This is a genomic window from Chitinophaga sp. CB10, from assembly GCA_001870995.2.
In the GTDB taxonomy this organism is placed as follows: domain Bacteria; phylum Bacteroidota; class Bacteroidia; order Chitinophagales; family Chitinophagaceae; genus Chitinophaga.
The window spans coordinates 231340-250916 of the sequence record MLAV02000002.1 but is presented as its reverse complement, the minus strand read 5'-3'; the positions used below and the strand labels follow the sequence as shown (position 1 = coordinate 250916).

Below are 19577 nucleotides of genomic sequence, written 5' to 3'. Positions count from 1 at the left end.
CGGACGTATTCTATTAAACGCCTAATACTCCACTGTATGCATATACGAAAGCTTTTCCCCGCCTTGTTTATGACGGTATTTTTAGCCGCCTGCAGTAAAAACGATGACGATGTGGTGGCTCCGCCGGTAGACCCGAATGCGCCATCGTCCGGGACCTGGAAAGTAGCCTTGTTCTCCGAGCGGAATGAAGACAAGACCAGTGACTTCAACGGCTATACGTTTACGTTCAGCAGCACGGCAGTAGCGTCCGCTGTGAAAGGAAGCGTAACCACCAACGGCAGCTGGAGCATAACGAATAACAGCTCCCGGTTCAATATTGATTTCGGCGCGAAGTCGGACGCCAATAAGCCGTTGGGCGAGCTGACGGACGACTGGCGTATCATCAGCGTGACCAGCACCAGGATACAGCTGGCGGATGACAATACATCCAGCGCGGAGGTACTGACGTTTACGCGGATTTAACCGGTTATAAAAATAAAGGGGCTGATCAAAGCGTGTGCTTTGGTCAGCCCCTGTTTTATTCAAACATTTTTTCAGCTCAGTACTTACTGCACCTTATCGCCGTCGTATGCCCATTTGATATAGCTGGAACCCCAGGTGAAACCACCGCCGAATGCAGCGAGGATGATGTTGTCACCTTTTTTGAGTTGTTTTTCGTAGTCCCAGAGGCAGAGCGGAATAGTACCTGCGGTGGTGTTGCCATAACGATGAATGTTCATCATCACTTTTTCGTCCGGCAGGTTGATGTATTGTGAAGTAGCGTTGATAATGCGTTTGTTGGCCTGGTGCGGTACTAACCACGCGATGTTATCCGCGGTGAGGTTATTGCGTTTCATCACATCCCCGGCTGCTTCCGCCATGTTGGAAACGGCGTATTTAAACACCATTTTACCTTCCTGGTACACGAAATGTTCGCGGTTTTGCACGGTTTCGAGGGAAGCAGGTTTTACGGAGCCGCCAGCTTTCATGTGCAGGTATTCGCGACCATGACCATCGCTTTTCAGGATGCTGTCGATCAGTCCGTAGCCTTCTTCATTTGGTTCGAGCAGTACGCCACCGGCGCCATCACCGAAGATGATGCAGGTAGTTCTGTCCGTATAGTCAATGATGGAACTCATTTTGTCGGCGCCGATCACCATTACTTTTTTATAACGGCCGCTTTCGACAAAGCGTGCACCTGTGTCCAGCGCATAGAGGAAACCGGAACAGGCAGCGCTAATATCAAAACCGAATGCGTTTACAGCCCCAATTTTATCAGTAACTACGTTGGCAGTAGCCGGGAAGGTCATATCTGGTGTAACAGTTGCAACTATCAGCAGATCAATTTCCTCAGGGGAGATGCCTCTTTTCTTGCAAATTTCTAAAGCTACAGGCACACACAGATCGGATGTGCCTTTACCTTCACCCTTCAGGATCCTTCTCTCAGAAATTCCAGTGCGGGTAAGAATCCACTCGTCTGTTGTGTCGACTAATTTCTCCAGTTCCTTATTGGTAAGAACATAATCCGGAACATAGCCACCCACCGCTGTAATTGCGGCTGTAATTTTATTCATATGAACTAAATGTGTGTTTAAATCGAGGCGTAAAAATACGACATAAAGCAATATTTCCTAAAAAAGTCGCATATGATGCAATCCTGAAGGTTGACAATCCGTTAAAAGTTAGCATCTTTGCCGGTATTTCGGGAGATCTGAAATGCATATTTTTCCGTAAGTTTTTACTAAATTACTGAACCTTTACCTTCTATGATCGCTTATTTGAATGGCAGACTGGCTTACAAATCGCCCGCAATGGTGCATATTGACATCAACGGAGTGGGGTACGAAGTCCAGATAAGTTTGAATACCTATTCCCGTATTCAGGATCTGGAAGCCTGCAAGCTGTTAACCTGGTTACACGTAAAGGAAGATGGCCATACGCTGTACGGCTTTTTTGACGAATCTGAAAGAAGCCTTTTCCTGTTGTTGATCAGTGTTTCCGGAATAGGCGCCAGCACGGCCAGAATGATGTTGTCTTCTCTTCAACCGGAAGACATTACCCGGGCTATCATGATGGAAAACGAGAAAATGCTCGAAAGTGTAAAGGGGATCGGCGCCAAAACAGCCAAACGCGTCATCCTTGAGCTGAAAGACAAAGTGAAGAAAGGGAAGGAAAATCCTATACATTTATCTTTACCTGTAAACAATACAATCCAGGAAGATGCGTTAAATGCACTGGTGACATTGGGAATTGCCCGTAACATGGCAGAAACGGCAATCACGAGAGTTATGAAAAGCGATCCACTATTGCAAAACTTGGAAGAGTTGATCAAAAAAGCTCTGAAAAGCCTATAATTACGATTATACCTCTATAAAAACCTATTTTTTTGGCTATAAAGACATATTACGGTGTTTTTGCAGTAATAGGAATAGTATCTTTTATCATTGTTGACACTGCCGCCAGGGACCGTTCAGGAGGAATGCACTTGTCCACTGCTGTGAACGAAGCCCGGGTTTGGGAACAGGATACCACTGTTCCGGCAAAAACTACCCCGGACTCAACCAAATCGAAAAAAGATACCTTGAAATATCCCTTGCAGGACAGACGAGGCCCCAGCATCACCGATCCGGCCCCGTCCAAAACTGCTTTGGACCTCAAAGACCCTGCAAATATCAACAAGACCGTTGAATACGACCCTGTAACAAAACAATACACCATTACCGAGAAAATCGGTAACCAGTACTATCGCAACCCTACTTATATGAGTTTTGACGAATTCTATAAGATGCAGGCAAGGCAAAGCGAGCAAAACTACTGGCAAAAAAGAGCTTCTACCCTCGGCAACCTTAACCAGAAAGGGAACGGCCCCACCATGTACAGCGGCAACAACCTGTTTGACAGGCTGTTTGGCGGCAGCAAAGTGGATATTAAGCCACAGGGAAGCCTGGACCTCACCTTCGGCTACCAGGGGCAGAATATCAAAAACCCCGTACTCGTTGAGCAGGCCCGCAGAAACGGCGGTTTCAACTTCGACATGGGGATCAACATGAACGTAACGGGTAAGATCGGGGAGAAACTCAAGATACTTACCAACTACAATACCCAATCCGCCTTCGATTTCGAAAACCAGATCAAGCTGGAATACACCGGCTACCCCGACGAAATTATCAAGAAGATCGAAGCCGGTAACGTGAGCTTCCCCCTCCGCAGCTCCCTCATCTCAGGGGTGCAATCCCTGTTTGGGGTGAAAACGCAGCTGCAGTTTGGCCGCCTCACCGTTACCAGCGTGCTCTCCAACCAAAAGTCCCAGAAACAGAACCTCCAGCTTAAAGGAGGTACCATGGTGCAGGACTTCAACGTCAGGGCGGATGAGTACGAGGATAACCGGCACTTCCTCCTGGCGCAGTTCTTCCGGGATACCTTCAACTACGCCATGCGTAAACTCCCCATTATCCAATCCCTGGCCAATATCACGAGGATTGAGGTGTGGGTGACGAATAAAACAGGGGTGACCACCCAAACGCGCGACATCGTGGGCCTGATGGACCTGGCCGAGCATTCACCCTTTAATAAGGACCTCGCAGTGCTGACCACCAACCGCCTGCCGGACAATAACGTCAACGACCTTTACCAGAAACTGATCAGCGATCCCAGCAGCCGCGCCACAGGAACGGCCGTCAGCCGGCTTCTGGCCCTGGGGCTATCCCCGGTTTCCGAATTTGAAAAAACATTCGCCCGCAAGCTCGACTCCACGGAGTACACCGTTAACAAGCAGCTGGGCTTCATCTCCCTGAATCAGCAACTGCAGCCGGACGAAGTCCTGGCTGTCGCGTTTCAGTACACCTACAACGGGAAGGTGTATAAAGTGGGGGAATTTTCACAGGACGTACCCCCGGATCAGAACAATTCCGCCAACCAGCCGGTACTCTTCCTCAAACTCCTGAAAGCTACTTCCGCCCGTCCGGTGCTCCCTATCTGGGACCTGATGATGAAGAACGTGTATAACACCGGCGGCTACGCGCTCAACAAGGAGGACTTCAAACTCGATATCTACTATAAGGATCCCGGTGCGGAAGGACGCCCGCCGAGCGATAAACGCTATATTCCTGATGCGCAGGGCAGCCTCGCAGGCGCGCCTATCATCACCATCCTCAACCTCGACCGCCTCAACAACCAGCTGGACCCTCAGCCGGATGGCGTGTTCGACTACGTGGAAGGCTATACGATCAACTCCCTGAACGGCCGCGTGATGTTCCCGATGCTGGAACCTTTCGGCAGTGGCCTGAAGCCGGCCTTCAACGGGGATGTGGCGCTGGAAAAGCAATACCTCTATAACGTACTCTACGATTCCATCAAAGTAGTGGCGCAACAATTCCCGCAGCTGAACAGGTACGTACTGCGCGGGTCCTACAAATCCGCCAGCTCCTCTGAAATCAGCCTGGCGCCTAACATTCCGCCGGGGTCTGTAACCGTAACCGCGGGCGGACAGCTGCTGCGTGAAAACGTGGATTATATCATTGACTATAACATGGGCCGCCTGAAAGTGATCAACGGCGGAGTACTCAATGCCGGCGTGCCTATCAACGTACAGTATGAAAACAACTCCCTCTTTGGCCAGCAGGTAAGGAACTACTTCGGTACCCGGTTCGATTACCTGGTGAATGATAAGCTCAGCCTGGGAGGTACCATCGTACGTATGAGCGAGCGCCCTTACTACCAGAAGGTGAACTACGGGGACGACCCGATTAAAAACACCATGGTAGGCCTGGACGTGAACTATAACTCCGAATGGAAAGGACTCACCAAATTCCTGAACAAACTCCCGAACTATAATTCCACCGCGCCATCCAGCGTGATTTTCACCGGTGAGGTGGCAAGGTTGTTCCCCGGCCACAGTAAGCTGATTAACCAGCCTGGCAGCAAGGAAGGAACTACCTATATCGATGACTTTGAAGGGGTGAAAAGCGGGTATGACCTGAAGTTCCCGGCTACCAACTGGGCGCTGGCCTCCACGCCAAAAGGCGCTACCAATGCGGCCGGACAGGTAATGTTCCCGGAAGCGGAATACAATAACATCCTTGACTATGGTAAAAACAGGGCTAAGCTGGCCTGGTATATCATTGAGCCTACCCTGCAGCTGCCCAGATCGCCCAACCTGCCGGCAGGTATTGATGTACAGCAGCAATCCGACCCGCGCGTACGCCTGGTGTACCAAAGCGAGGTATTCAAAAATAAATCCACCGACTTCGGACAAAGCCAGTTGAGTACACTCGACCTTGCGTATTATCCGAAAGATCGTGGTCCGTATAACTTTACTGCCAACCAGATGTCCGTTGACCGCAACGGTAAACTGACGCAGCCGCAGACCCGTTGGGCGGGTATTATGCGCGCGCTGGATAACAGCGACTTCGAAACCGCAAACATTGAATACATCGAGTTCTGGATCCAGGATCCGTTCAACCACATGACCAACCCGGCCGGTGGCCAGTTGTACATCAACCTCGGTAACGTGTCCGAGGATATCCTCAAGGATTCCAAGAAATTCTTCGAGAACGGGTTGCCTAACCCGTCTGAAACCAATAAACTGGATTCCTCCAAATGGGGCCGCATTCCTAAGTTCCAGCAGCAGATCACCCAGGCGTTCGACAACGACCCGGCTATCCGCGCCTTCCAGGACGTAGGATATGATGGTTTGCAATCTGCGGATGAACAGCAGTTCTTCAAAAGTTATCTCGACACGATTGATATGGTCTTTGGAGCCAACTCGCCTATCGGGCAACAGGCTCACGTGGACCCCTCCAACGATAACTATAAGCATTACCGGGACGCTGCCTATAACGGTACCTCTATTCTCTACCGTTATAAAAACTATAGTAACCCGGAAGGTAACTCACCCGCTTCCAGTGGCAACTCCACTTACTCTTCCGCCGCAACGAATATTCCGGAGTCGGAAGACCTGAACAGGGATAACACCCTCAACGAAACGGAGGAATACTTCCAGTACCGGGTGGACCTGAAGCCGGATATGGTGGTAGGGCAGAACTACCTGGTGGATAAGATCCCGGCCAACGTGAAACTGGCCAGCGGTAAAGACACCGTGGAGTACTGGTACCAGTTTAAAGTGCCTATCCGCCAGTATGACAGCAAGGTGGGTAACATCCCTGACTTCAAATCCATCCGCTTCATGCGTATGTTCCTTACCAACTGGCAGGACTCTGTGGTACTGCGTTTCGGTAAACTGGAACTGGTGCGCAGCCAGTGGCGTAAATACGATTATGAACTGAGAGCAGGCGATCCTGTGCCTTTGGATAACAGCGTTACTTTTAACCAGACCGCTGTTAACATTGAAGAGAACTCCAGCCGCCTGCCCATCAACTACGTACTGCCCAACGGCGTGGTACGTCAGAACACGATCAGTACAAACAATACTACACTACAACTCAATGAGCAGTCGCTCTCCTTACAGGTTTGTAACCTGAAAGACGGGGACATCCGGGCGGTGTATAAAACCCTGAATATGGATATGCGTCAGTACAAAAAGATGCAGATGTATATCCACGCGGAAGGTTCAGGAACTTCCATGGACCTGAAGGATGGGGACCTGCAGGCGGTGATCCGCATCGGTAGCGACTTTGTAAGCAACTATTACGAATACCGCATTCCGCTGAAGGTGACCAACCCGAATACCGGTAAGAGCGATCCGAACCAGATATGGCCGGAGCAGAATAATATGGAACTGGTGCTGGCTAACCTCAGTAAGCTGAAGCAGCTGCGTAATATGTGCGACTCCTGCTCGCCATTGCTGCCATACCCGGCCGTTCCTGTGAAGGATGAATATGGCGGCTATATGTCGATCGTTGGTAACCCGAGTTTGGGTGATTCCCGGACGATGATGATCGGTATCCTCAATACGAAAGACGATGGTTTACCGAAATGCGGGGAAGTCTGGCTCAATGAACTCCGCCTGTCCGACTTTGATGAAAAAGGAGGGTATGCGGCTTTAGGTAGGGTAGACGTTCAACTCTCCGACCTCGGTACCGTATCGGTATCAGGAAATATGCACACGGCGGGCTTCGGAAATATAGACCAGCGCGTAAATGAACGTTTCCGCGATAATTTCCTCCAATACGATGCCGCTGCCAACCTGGATTTAGGGAAGCTGTTGCCAAAAACAGCCGCCATCTCCATTCCGGTATATGCCGGCTACTCGCAATCGGCCAGCAACCCGGAATATGATCCATACGACCTTGACATCAAGCTGAAAGATAAACTTAGCCTGGCGCGGAGTAAGCATGAGCGGGACTCTATCCGCAAAAATGCGCAGGACTTTACTTCCATTACGAGCCTGAACTTTACCAACGTCAGGAAGATGAGTACCAAAAAAGGGAAACGCCAGTTGTGGGATATCGAGAACTTCGATGTGAGCTATTCGTTCTCACAAATCAACCGGCATAACCCGATCATTCAAAACGACGTGCTGACGAAGCACCGTGGAGGACTGGGCTATAACTTCTCCGGCGAACAAAAGTATATAGAGCCTTTCAAACGGTTGATCAAAACCAAAACGCACTGGCTGGACCTGGTGAAGGATTTCAACTTCAACTATGTGCCGAGCATCCTCAGCTTCCGGGCGGACATCTCCCGGCAGTTTGGCGCTACGCGGGTGCGTAACGTAGGCGGCGATACCAAATACCAGTTGCCGGAAACCTATAACAAGTACTTTACTTTCGACAGGTATTACAGCGTGAAGTGGGACCTGAGCCGCAGCATCAACTTCGAGTTCAACGCGGTGAACCGCGCCCGTGTTGATGAACCGGATGGCAGGATTAATACTTCCGAAAAGAAGGATACCCTTTGGAAAAACTTCTTCAGGGGAGGCCGTACCACTAACTATTCGCAAAACGCGAATATCCTGTATGTACTGCCTACTGCTAAGTTCCCGGCCCTGAGCTGGACCAGCGCCACTATTTCCTATGGTACGGAATACTACTGGAACGGGGCTTCCAGGCTGGCGCTGTATCTCGGTAACGCGATTGAAAATTCACAGACGAAGCGATTTACTACAGAGCTGCGCTTTACAGACCTCTATAATAAATCGAAATTCCTGCGCGCTATCAACAGCACACGCAGGCCATCCAACAACAATAACAACAAACAGCAAAACAATAAGGATCCGAAAGCGGCCAATAACAACAATAACAATAGCCAGAACAACGCGGATGAAATTTCCGGCTTCGTGAAAGCAGGGTTTAAAGCGTTGACCATGGTGAAAATGGTGACCTTCAACTACGATGAAAATGCCGCTACGCGCATTCCGGGTTACCTGGATAGCACCAAGCTCCTGGGTATGAACTGGCAGTCTATGGCGCCGGGGCTGGACTTCGTATTCGGTTACCAGCCTGATAAAGCCTGGATGGACCGCTTTGCGGCCAAAGGCCTTATAACGCCGGATCCGTTGCTGAACATCCAGTTCCAGCAGCAGTACACCCAACGCTGGAATGTGCAGGCGCAATTGGAACCTATCAGCGATTTGCGTATTGACCTGAACATGAGTAAGTCGTTCAGCAAAACGCATTCTGAGCTGTTTAAACGCGTGGATGATACCTCCGGCTTTGCGCACCTCAGCCCTTATGATGCGGGCGGATTTGAGATTACCTACATCGCCGTTAAAACGATGTTTGGCGATATTCAGACGGCAGAGGGCGTGTCCCAGACATTCCGCCAATTTGAGAACTACCGTAACATAATATCCCAGCGTTTAGGGGCGTCCAACCCCTATAACTCCGATGCAGGGGTGCCTTATTACGATCCGAAGGATCCTACCTACCGCTATGGTTATACCAGGTATGCGCAGGATGTATTGATCCCGGCGTTTATGGCGGCCTATACGAACAAGAGCCCGGAAAATATTCCGCTCCTGAAACAGGGTAATGACAATGTGAAGAGCAATCCGTTCAGCAAGTATTTCCCTAAGCCGAACTGGAATATCACGTATAACGGTCTGACGAAGATTGAACCGTTCAAGAGCATACTGACAAACTTCACGCTGTCCCATAAATACACCGGTACGCTGAGCATGAGTTCCTTCAATACCTCCATGTATTACGAGGATCCGCGCATTGCAGGCTACCCGGCGTTCAGGGATACGATCAGCGGTAACTACTATCCGTATTTCATGGTGCCTAACCTGACGATGACAGAAGCCTTTGTACCGTTGCTGGGTATGGATATGACCTTTACCAACACGCTGAACCTGCGGTTGGAATTCAAAAAGTCCCGCAGTCTGAGTTTGAGCCTGATCGACTACCAGCTCACCGAGCTTCGTTCTACGGAAGTGGCAGTGGGCGGCGGTTACCGCATCCGTGGCGTTACCTTGCCGTTTGCGGTGAACAGGGAAGGCAGCAAGCGTTTGCAGAATGACCTGAACATCAGGCTGGATTTGAGTTTGAGAGATGATAAAACGGTGAATAACAGGCTGGATGCGGACCAGGTTATCCCCACCAGCGGTCAGAAGGTATTGCGTATTGCGCCGTCTATTGACTATGTGGTCAACAACCGGCTGAACCTGCGTTTCTTCTACGACAGGGCGCAGACGATCCCGGCTATCTCTTCCGCCTACCCGATCACGAATACGAGAGGTGGTTTGACCTTACGGTTTGTATTATCACAATAAAATATTTCTTTCGAATGGAAGAGGAGAGGGCCGGATGGTCCTCTCTTTTTTTGCGACAAAAAAAATCGGCGGTTTCCATTTTTAAAGTTTTCCATCCTATCTTTGCCCGGATTTGAAATACCTTGTAATCATATTAGTGTTCGCAGGATTATTGCTGGAAAACGCCAGCAAGGGCCTGATTGTGCTGCAATACTGGGCTAACCGGCAGTACATTGCGCAGAACCTTTGTGAGAACAGGGATAAGCCTCAAATGCACTGTAATGGCCGCTGCCACCTGAAGAAGGAATTAGAGAAGGACGCGCAGCAGGAGAAAAACAGCAACAATAACAAAGAACACAACGAGGTCATGTTTGTAAACGAGCTGCAAAGCTTTTTGCAAGCGCCTCAGCCAAGCGAGATAATACATTCCGGATATTATAAGGATCCCGTACTTCCGACGCCTGTATTTGCTATATTCCATCCTCCTCAGTGGTACAACTGTTGATACCAGATTTCCAGACTTTTCAGATTTAAAAACCCCGGGAGTGGCCACTGGCCTGTCCCAGCTGTTTATTGTACCACATGAAACAATGTTGTTTACTCATCATTGCGTGTTTGGCTGCAATGCAGACGCATGCCCAGCTGTTGCGGGGGCGTGTGGCTGACGTGCAAACACGCGAAGCATTACCAGGCGCGGTAATAAGTACGCCCGATCATCATAAAGGATGTGCTGCGGATGCACAGGGATCATTCGGATTGGATGCCGGAAACGCTGATTCAATAAGGGTTTCCAGCGTAGGATATATAACAAGGGTATTGCCGGTTAAAGCGGTTAGCCAGGGGATCATTTACCTGCAACCTGTAGCCGCCAACCTCAACGAAGTGATCGTATCCTCCTCGAGGGATAAGCAATACAGGACCGATGCACCGGTTGCCATCAGCACGATTTCGCCCCAGACCTTACAGGACACGAAGGCTACCACACTCGACAAAGTGTTGAATAAAGTAAGCGGTGTGTACATGGTAGACCTGGGTAACGAGCAGCATACCATGGCTATACGCCAGCCCATTGGCTACAAGAGCTTGTTCCTGTATATGGAAGACGGGATTCCTATCCGTACCGTAGGAGATTTTAACCACAATGCGCTCATAGAAATTAACATGGCCGCCTTGCGGAATATAGAAGTGATCCGCGGCCCGGCTTCTTCCTTATACGGCAGTGAAGCGGTAGGCGGCGCCGTGAATTTTATTACATTATCCCCCACGCTGGCGCCTACTGCCAAAGTGCAGGCGGAGATGAGCAACTGGGGCTATAGGCGGACAGACTTCAGCGCCAGCGGCAGCAGCGGCAAATGGGGCGCTGTGGTATCCGGCTATTACGCCAATCAATCCAACGGTTACATGGATCACAGCGATTTTCACAAGCTGGGCCTGAGTCTGAAAACCGTGTATCAGCCGAATGCCAGTACCCGGTGGACCAATGCCGCCACGCTAATTAATTATAATACCGATCAGATCGGCGGGCTCGACAGCGCTCACTTTTACAGTAAGGATTACCGTAATTTTCAAACTTTTACTTACAGAGATGTAAAGGCCTTGCGGGTCAGGAGTACGCTCGAAAAGCAATGGAGCGCGGACAATGCCACCAGCTTTACGGCTTTTTTCCGGCACAGTACTATCGGACAGAATCCTTTCTATGCCATAAAGAACACCAGCGATCCACTGAAATCCACCGGGCAGATTAACAGTGATGCATTTCATAGCTACGGCATTATCGTGCAGCACAAAAAACGATTCAACTGGAAGGACGCTGCCCTGATAGCCGGCGTGAGTGCGGATTACAGTCCGGCTACCTACAATGCCGGTTTTATAACCGTGGACAGAAATGCCGCCGGTTACTACACCGGTTATCAAACCACAGATTCCGTGCTGACGGATTATAAGGTAGGACTCCTGAATACTGCGGCGTACACGCAGTTTGAATTATCGCCCTTTCACCGGATGAAAGTGGTAGCGGCTTTGCGGTACGACCGGATGGATTACGATTTTGTGAATCATCTCACGCCATCCGCCTATACCGGCGCGCCCAGTGAAAGGAATAATTTCAACGCTCTCACGCCTAAGCTGGGATTGATTTACAGCCTGGATAAACAGGTAGGGTTTTATGCCAACTACAGCAGGGGTTTTGCGCCGCCTAACATCTCTGAATTATACCAGGGCGTGAAGGTGCCGGTATTGAAACAGGCTACCTACAATAATTATGAAATAGGGGGTTGGTTTGGCTTTGCCGGCAACAAGGGGTATGCGGACATCAGTGTGTACCGTATGAACGGCACAAACGAAATTGTAAGCGTACGCCTGCAGGATGGCAGTTATGAAAACCGGAATACAGGCGCTACCACGCACCAGGGCATTGAGTGGAATGTGAAATATAACCTGTGTAACAGCATCCTGCTGCGTACCAGCGGCACCTATGCACGTCATAACTTCGACGCCTATACGGAGAATGGAAAAGTTTATAATGATAACCGCATGAATGGCGCCCCGCAATGGATCACCAACAGCGAGGTTACGTGGAAGCCGTTGTTCCTGAAGGGTTTCAGGCTGGGGGGCGAATGGCAGCACATCGGCAGTTATTATATGGACCCGGCGAATACGGCCATGTATGGCGGTTACGACCTGTTTAACCTCCGGGCAGGTTATACGTATAAAAGTATTGATTGCTGGGTGAACTGCATGAACGTTGGGGACAAGCTGTATGCGACCACTGCGGAGAAATCCGCCTATGGCGTTACATACCGCGTGGGCCCGCGACAAACGTTTAACGCAGGCATCGGATATACATTCAAGGGAAAAAAGTAAAGCGATGAGATTAATTTGGATAGCAGCTATCATAATAGTTGCGGCTTGTAATAATGGGGAGAAGCCGGTGACGCAGTTTTTGTCGCACGCGGGTGTGGAGGCAGCCTGCCCCTACATTACGCGCGATGCGGCCGGGCGCCCTGCCGTTAGCTGGATAGAGACGGACAGTGCGCATAATAGCCATATTTATTTCACGGTATCCTCCGACGAGGGGAAATCGTTTGCCACGCCGGTACAGGTAACGGCTTCCGCGGGTGTGTATCCTCATGACGAGAACCTGCCCAAGTTGTTGTTTAAGCCGGATGGCAGCATCATCGTGATGTTTGGCACGGAGGCCAATGACCCGCGGAACAAGTACGCCGGTAAGGTGCTGTACACGCAATCTTTTGATGGCGGGCGCACCTGGCAGCCGGCCAGGCCGTTGGTAACGGATACGGCCGGCTACGACCAGCGGTATTTTGATATGACGCTGCTGCCCAACGGGGAGGCGGCGGCCATCTGGCTGGATAACCGGAAAACGGCTACAGCGGAAGGCTCTACCCTTTACTTTGCTACTACCCATGGCCGCAATGGTTTCAACAATGGCCAGCCGGTAGTGGAAACCGTTTGCCAGTGTTGCCGTACCAAATTGCTGGTAGATGATGACGGCGCTATTCACATCGTGTACCGGGATATTATTAACGACAGTATCCGTGATATGGTACACCAGGTTTCAGTGGATAATGGGCAGCATTTTTCCCCGGCGGTGCGCATCAGCGCGGATAACTGGGTGGTGAACGGGTGCCCGCATACCGGGCCTGCTTTGGGCGCTAATAAAGCGGGGCTGCATTTTGCCTGGTTTACCATGGGGCATGGCAAAGGCGTTTTCTATTGCAGGTCGGCGGATAACGGGAATACCTATACGCAGAAGGAATCCCTCAGCGCGGCGCCTATGGCCAAGCATCCGCAGCTGGCAATAGGTAATGGAGGAGAGGTGTATATCGCCTGGGATGAACCGGTGAAGGCGGGCGATGACTTTAACAGCCGCATTGGCTTTGTGCATAAGTCGGCCGATGGGAAGACTTTGGAAAGTAGCTTCCTGACCGGTGACAGTACCTACGCGAATTTCCCCGTGGTGGGCACTGTGGATAACAAGGTGCTGGTAGCGTATAAGCAGCGGGTAGGGAAAGGTACGGCGGTGGTTTGCCAGGTGTTGCGGCCGTGATGGGATGAAAAAACGTGGGATACTTCCCAGCTAGATATAATAGCATAAAAAAACGCGGGGCACTTCCATGCTCCGCGTTCCAAATCATTGAGTACAACAATACATCTCAGCTGTAACCAAAAGAGAATCCTTTTTGTCCAGCCCAATCTTTTGCAGTAACCCAGCGGCCGTAATTGCCTTTGGAGGTGTTACCGAAATAGTAGCGCCACTGCTCTTTCCACCTGGGATAGTACAGGCGCAGCAAGTACATTGTTAGAAATGTAAGCATAGGGATATGGTTTTCATTAAATTAACGGATAGTCAAGTTCAGTCTGGCATTGGCTCGGGTCCTATATTTTTCAGGCATGTTTTGCCCTTAAGATATAGGTATTTTCAAATATACTTGCTTTTACTAAATCGTAATATCACACGTATGTGTTAATTTTTATCTATGTAATAGGCGTTTGCCTGCTGCAGTGGCGTCAACACCAGGTCGTTGATGCATACATGCGCGGGTAACGTAGTAACGTAGAAAACCACGTCTGCTACATCCTGGGCACTCAGCGGAATGAAACCCTGGTAAACCGCTTTGGCTTTTTCCTCGTCGCCTTTAAATCTCACCATAGAAAACTCCGTTTCAGCAGCACCCGGATGAATGGCTGTCACTTTGATACGGTAGGGCAGCAAATCGATCCGCATACCCTGGGAAATAGCATCCACCGCGGCTTTGGTAGCGCAGTAAACATTTCCTTTGGCATATACATGTTTGGCGGCGGTAGAGCCTATATTGATGATATGGCCGGTAGTGCGGGCGCGCATCCAGGGCATCACCACCCGGGAAACATAGAGGAGGCCTTTCACATTGGTGTCTATCATTGCGTTCCAGTCGTCCAGACTGCCTTCTTCAATGCTGCTGAGCCCTGCGGCCAGTCCGGCGTTATTGACCAGGATATCGATGGCTTTCCATTCCTCCGGGATGCCTCCCAGTACGCTGGCCACTTCCTGTTCGTTCCTTACATCAAAATTGAGGGCCAGTACGTTGGTACCATATTCCTGTGCGAGCTGAGTGGAAAGCGCTTCCAGCCTTTCTTTACGGCGGCCGGTAATAATAACATCGTAACCTTTGGAAGCGAAAGTAATAGCGCAGGCCTCACCAAATCCAGCCGTAGCGCCTGTAACAAGAACAATACCCATGTGAACAAATTTTTAAGATAAGCTGAGGATGCAAAAGTAATGCAATTTGCAGCGAATCACCGGATGAGTGTTACGGTTCCTTTGCGCTGTATTTCCTGGCCGCTGATATCCGTAGCGCTGAGTATCCAGATGTAAGTATCCACCGGAGCGGGTTTGCCCAGGACGGTACCGTCCCAGCCGTTGCGGAAATCAGTGGACGCATAGAGTTCCTGGCCCCAACGGTTGTAGATACGGAAGTATTTATAACTCACCATGCCTACGGGTATAAAGCGGAACCGGTCGTTGATCCCGTCTCCGTTCGGGGAAAACGCATTGGGGATATACATTTCAGGGCCGGCAAAGAACTTCACGCTAACGGTATCATATCCCACGCAGCCCTGCTGGCTGGCCACTTTCAGGATGTAGGTCGTATCCGTTACAGATTGCAGCACCGGGTTAGCGATGTTGGGATTGCTCAACCCAAAGGAGGGCGTCCATTGATAGATATCCCCGCCGCTGCCCTGCATCGTAAACGGCAGGCCTTTCACCAGGATGGTATCATTGCCGGCAAAGGGATTGACGGCATATATGCGCACGTCTTTGGTGACGGTTTTTTCACATTGGGTATTGGTATTAATGGTCAGCGTAATGCTGTATAAACTGGCGCTGGGGAAGGTATAGGTCAGGAAGCGGGAAGGCTGATCCGATATGGAGCTGTCCGCATCGATTTCCCACCGCCGGCTGGTGATAGCGCCGTATTGATAGGTGGAAAGGTCTTCAAACTGGATTGGATCGCCTTTGCAGAAGCCTGTGTTCTTAAAATCAGCTTTTAAGCCCGGATAATTCGCCACCTGGCCGGTAGTGCTGTCCGTACAGGCGAGGCCGGGATTTACCACCAGCTTGATCTTATATACACCGGTATCCGGAAATACGTGCTGGAAGAGGTTACGGCTGGTGGTCACCGTGTCGGTGCCATCTCCAAAATTCCAGTAATAGGTAGACGTAAAGCCCGCGTTGCTGTAATTGGGCATCGGCACGGCCATAGTAGGCTCATCCGCACAATTCCGTAATACGGAGGGTATCGTAGCGGTGATCTTCGTGGTACAATCGAATACGGTCATCAGGATATCCTTGCTGTGGGTGCCGAGCAATTTTTTGGTAGCCCGGTCATATTCGTTTACGCATACTGTTACTACGTATTTGCCCGGCCTGTCCGGCGTGCAGGTGATCATGCCGCGGTGGTTGATACTGATTTGCGGGCTCCCGCCCATGGGGTTATTGCCGGAATAGGGCGGAATGTACCTTACGGTGGTATTATAAGGCGGCGGCGTGGTGGAGCTGCGGTCGTTATTGAGCGTACCATCCGTCAGGGCGCTGCAAAGGCTGTAGGTCAGGCTATCCCCGTCCTCGTCAAAGGCGGCATAGTCCATGGAAAACCCGATGGCGTTGCAGATGACGACGGTGGTATCCTTGTTGAAATAAGCGCTGTTGTTGTTTGGCCTGGATTCCGTGCCGGGGATGACGGTGTAGTAAGTGGAGCCTTCATGTTCCGAATCGTAGATGTTGGTGAGTTTTTCCCCGCGGCAGCAACGCTGGGAGGATACGTAGTATCCGCCGGCAATGGGCGGCAGTTCAATCGTTGCTTCATAGAAGGCTACTTCCAGGTGCTGGGCCTGGGGGGCCAGGCAGGGGTTTTTAAGCGTGTCTATCAGCGGTTTTACCGCGGTGATGTAGAGATATACAGAGGATAATATACGGGCGCCATTGGAAGAGTAAACATTTGCTACGGAGGGATTTTCAAACCGGTCGATACAACCTTGCCGGTCGCCGCAGGTAAAATCTGCGTCGCGGTACAGTTTGAGTGTGATAAGATAGCGGTAGCGGAGGCTATCTGCACTCATACCAATCGTCTTGTAATAAATCTCGCCACCAATAATATGATAGCCAGCTGCATTAAGGAATAACAAACAGCAGCCAAGTACCAGGAAAATGACTCTCTTCATAATGGGGGTACTGCTCTATTAATTTAACAAAAAATGAGCAGTTCCGGTTCACTGAAGTGTCATTATCGTACGATCGTTACCGTTCCTTTTAAACTGATAGTTTTTTGATTAATATCCACGCCTTCCACCATCCAAACATAGGTGCCTACTGGCGCGGGCTTACCGTTCACGGTGCCATCCCATCCCTTCATATACGCTGTGGATGAATACATTAGCTTGCCCCAGCGATCATACACGCGGAAGTAATTCATTTGTACAATGCCAACAGGCAGCGGGCGGAAAATATCATTTTTTCCATCGCCGTTAGGAGAGAACGCATTAGGTATATAGATTTCCGGCCCTGCGATGAATCTCACGAAAATATCATCGGTGCCACTGCAGCCTTCCTGCGTATAGGCGGTAACGGTATAGGTGATGTCCTTATCGTAGGCGGCATAGGGCGTCGCGGAGGTGGTAGTACTGAGTCCGCTCGGGGGCGACCATGTGTACCTCACGCCACCGGTGGCATGCAGCTGGAAAGGCGTGCCCAGCATCACAATGGTATCATTACCGGCAAAGGCTTTCACCGGCGGTACCACCTTCACCAATGCCGTTGCTGTTACTGCTTTGGGGCATCCCAGTGTATCCGTCACCGTTACTGTGAATAAGGTAGTGTCAACCGGTTTGGCGTAGGTGATCGCTTTGCGGGGATTTTCCACGTAGTAGCTGGGGGACCAGGTATAATACGCGCCGCCGCTGGCGCGCAACAATACTTTGCTGCCGCTGCAGATGGTTGAATCCGGCAGGGCTGCCGCGCGTGGCGGATCTACGACTTTTAACTGCACAGTGTCGCGCGCATGGCACTTACCCAGCTGGGCATGTATCTCGTAATGTTGTTGGGGCGGTTGTGGTAAGATGGCCGCCTGTAAGGCGTTGCCTACCACGGCGTTGCTGCCCAGCTCCGTCCAGGTATAACCATAAGCTCCGTCGGAAGTGGCATGTAGCTTCACTTCGTCCCCCGTGCAAACAGTGCTGTCACTCATGGCATTCACGTGTATTTCCTCTCTAACATCAATGGCTACACGCTTTTCAGAAGTGCATTGTTCCTGGTCTGTGAAATACACGGTATAAGCCGTATCTACCAACGGGTACACCGTTGGCGTGGCTGTATTTTCATCGAAGATCCGGTAGCTGGCAGGCTGCCAGGTGAAGGTGCCGGGCACATCGCTGGAAGCGGAAAGCTTCAGGGAATCCTTGATACAGATCACGGTATCTGCCGTGGTGTACAGCGGCGGATGATCGTACACGGATAACTGCGTGGTGTCAAACTGCTCGCAGCCAAAGCTGGTGCGGGCATACATGATCACCTGGTAAGTGCCGGTTTTGGTATAGGTGAACTGCGGGTTGGGGAGGTTGGAGGTGTCCGCTGCCACACCGGTGCCGAAGTCCCATTTATAATAAGCCATGGTACCCATATCCGTTCTGCTCCTGTCCGTGAATTGCACCGGTTTATCCACACATCTGCCGGCAGTGGTAAAATCGGTATTAAAGACCGGGAAGACATATACTTTGGCCGTAGCGCTGTCCCCGCAATTGCTGTTTTTATCTACATACAACTTAACGGTATAAATCCCCGGAGTGGTATAGGTATGGGGCAGGGGGGCCGGATCATCGGTGTCAAGGGTAGCGCCATCTCCAAAGTCCCAGTGATAGGGCTTACCGAGGGTACTGTTATTGAGGAAGGTCACCGTCATGCTGCGGCATTCCGCATATTTTTCCGGCATGGCTGCCACCACCTGTTTGACGCAGGTAGTCACATTGATGTGGAAATCTTTTCTGAGGGTGCCTACCAGTTTACCATTGCGTCTTTCTTCCACGCAAACGGTTACTACATATTTTCCCGGGTCGGGCGCGATACCGCTGATGATACCGGTTTTAGCATCGATCGTCACGTTCGGGCCCAGGGGGGAGCTGCCGGAGTAGGGCGGAACATAACTGACATAGCTATATGGCGGCGCCACGGCTGGATCGGGGATGCCGGTATTATTCGTTGCCCGGCCGCCTTTATAGGCGGAGCAGAAGGAGTAGGTCAGTTCATCATTATCCTGATCGCTGGCGGAAAAATCATAGGTGAATTTTTTTCCTGCGCATACGAGGGTAGCTTCTTCCTTATTGAATTGCGGGCTGGAGTTTTCGGGGATACCGTTTGTTCTTCCGGGCAGTTCTGTAAAGTAAGTAGCGCCGGTGCCCTGGTTGCCGGCGGGGCCGTTCATATTTTCCGCCACGATATTGACCATGAAGTTATCCCGGCAGCAGCTCTGGAAGGCCACCGTATAGCCGAGGTCGTTAGGAGCTACCGTGATGTTGGTGGTATAATAAGCCACCTGGAAGCACACGCGTGGCGGGTTTACGATACAGGGGTCTACCTGCGCCAGTTCCTTTTGTTCAAAGGAGGAGCGGCCTACTGAAATGGTGCTGACGGCCACGCCGGTATTGGGCGGGTCGTTATTGAAAACAGTCAGGTACACGGAAGGAGGCATTTCGGCAATATTCTGCCCGCTCTCACAGGTGCGGTACAGGCGCATGGTTACACGATAAGTATATTTTCCATCGGTTTCCTGTCGCAGGAAAGTGTAATACACTTGCCCTCCTATGATATGTTTGGCGTGCACGGCGAGCGTGCCCATCATACATATGAGGATGAACAGTAGTTTTTTCACAACCAGAAAAGTGTTTGTCTGCCTTT

General features: G+C 50.8%; 11 protein-coding genes. 6 read left to right on the top strand and 5 right to left on the bottom strand.

Annotated elements, in window-relative coordinates; translation table 11 throughout:
• Window positions 1-36 precede the first annotated feature (36 nt).
• Window positions 37-462 carry a hypothetical protein gene (locus BOC67_RS04285; protein ID WP_291907733.1) on the top strand — a complete coding sequence of 142 codons (426 nt, stop codon included), beginning with the start codon at window positions 37-39 and terminating at the stop codon, window positions 460-462.
• An 83-nt stretch (window positions 463-545) separates the two neighbouring features.
• Here BOC67_RS04285 and BOC67_RS04280 read toward each other — a convergent pair whose 3' ends face one another.
• The gene (locus BOC67_RS04280; RefSeq protein WP_291907731.1) at window positions 546-1553 is read right to left on the bottom strand and encodes a beta-ketoacyl-ACP synthase III; all 1008 of its coding nucleotides are present in this window, start codon (window positions 1551-1553) and stop codon (window positions 546-548) included.
• Between the two features lie 192 nt (window positions 1554-1745).
• Here BOC67_RS04280 and ruvA point away from each other — a divergent pair, with 192 nt between their 5' ends.
• The 5 genes from ruvA (at window position 1746) to BOC67_RS04255 (ending at window position 13697) form a co-directional block, all read left to right on the top strand.
• Window positions 1746-2333, top strand: a complete 588-nt coding sequence (ruvA, locus tag BOC67_RS04275) for a Holliday junction branch migration protein RuvA (protein WP_291907728.1) — start codon at window positions 1746-1748, stop codon at window positions 2331-2333.
• Window positions 2334-2365: 32 nt separating this feature from the next.
• Window positions 2366-9652 (top strand): cell surface protein SprA, encoded by a 7287-nt coding sequence (gene sprA, locus BOC67_RS04270; RefSeq protein ID WP_291907726.1) that lies wholly within the window; start codon window positions 2366-2368, stop codon window positions 9650-9652.
• A gap of 112 nt (window positions 9653-9764) precedes the next feature.
• The gene (locus BOC67_RS04265; RefSeq protein WP_291907724.1) at window positions 9765-10136 is read left to right on the top strand and encodes a hypothetical protein; all 372 of its coding nucleotides are present in this window, start codon (window positions 9765-9767) and stop codon (window positions 10134-10136) included.
• Between the two features lie 77 nt (window positions 10137-10213).
• The gene (locus tag BOC67_RS04260) at window positions 10214-12493 is read left to right on the top strand and encodes a TonB-dependent receptor (protein WP_291907721.1); all 2280 of its coding nucleotides are present in this window, start codon (window positions 10214-10216) and stop codon (window positions 12491-12493) included.
• Window positions 12494-12497: 4 nt separating this feature from the next.
• Window positions 12498-13697, top strand: coding sequence for a sialidase family protein (locus BOC67_RS04255; RefSeq protein ID WP_291907719.1), 1200 nt, complete (start codon window positions 12498-12500; stop codon window positions 13695-13697).
• A 106-nt stretch (window positions 13698-13803) separates the two neighbouring features.
• Here the strand turns inward: BOC67_RS04255 and BOC67_RS04250 are convergent, their stop codons facing one another.
• From BOC67_RS04250 to BOC67_RS04235, 4 genes are all read right to left on the bottom strand, one after another.
• Window positions 13804-13965 carry a hypothetical protein gene (locus BOC67_RS04250; RefSeq protein WP_291907717.1) on the bottom strand — a complete coding sequence of 54 codons (162 nt, stop codon included), beginning with the start codon at window positions 13963-13965 and terminating at the stop codon, window positions 13804-13806.
• A gap of 149 nt (window positions 13966-14114) precedes the next feature.
• The gene (locus BOC67_RS04245) at window positions 14115-14870 is read right to left on the bottom strand and encodes an SDR family NAD(P)-dependent oxidoreductase (RefSeq protein WP_291907714.1); all 756 of its coding nucleotides are present in this window, start codon (window positions 14868-14870) and stop codon (window positions 14115-14117) included.
• A 56-nt stretch (window positions 14871-14926) separates the two neighbouring features.
• Window positions 14927-16852, bottom strand: a complete 1926-nt coding sequence (locus BOC67_RS04240) for a gliding motility-associated C-terminal domain-containing protein (RefSeq protein ID WP_291907711.1) — start codon at window positions 16850-16852, stop codon at window positions 14927-14929.
• A 62-nt stretch (window positions 16853-16914) separates the two neighbouring features.
• Window positions 16915-19551 (bottom strand): PKD domain-containing protein, encoded by a 2637-nt coding sequence (locus tag BOC67_RS04235; RefSeq protein ID WP_291907708.1) that lies wholly within the window; start codon window positions 19549-19551, stop codon window positions 16915-16917.
• Between the last annotated feature and the right edge of the window lie 26 nt (window positions 19552-19577).

Coding starts and splice junctions, on each gene's coding strand:
- BOC67_RS04250 (WP_291907717.1), bottom strand. CDS start 13,965: ATGCTTACATTTCTAACAATGTACTTGCTGCGCCTGTACTATCCCAGG.
- BOC67_RS04285 (WP_291907733.1), top strand. CDS start 37: ATGCATATACGAAAGCTTTTCCCCGCCTTGTTTATGACGGTATTTTTA.
- BOC67_RS04260 (WP_291907721.1), top strand. CDS start 10,214: ATGAAACAATGTTGTTTACTCATCATTGCGTGTTTGGCTGCAATGCAG.
- BOC67_RS04255 (WP_291907719.1), top strand. CDS start 12,498: ATGAGATTAATTTGGATAGCAGCTATCATAATAGTTGCGGCTTGTAAT.
- BOC67_RS04245 (WP_291907714.1), bottom strand. CDS start 14,870: ATGGGTATTGTTCTTGTTACAGGCGCTACGGCTGGATTTGGTGAGGCC.
- ruvA (WP_291907728.1), top strand. CDS start 1,746: ATGATCGCTTATTTGAATGGCAGACTGGCTTACAAATCGCCCGCAATG.
- BOC67_RS04240 (WP_291907711.1), bottom strand. CDS start 16,852: ATGAAGAGAGTCATTTTCCTGGTACTTGGCTGCTGTTTGTTATTCCTT.
- BOC67_RS04280 (WP_291907731.1), bottom strand. CDS start 1,553: ATGAATAAAATTACAGCCGCAATTACAGCGGTGGGTGGCTATGTTCCG.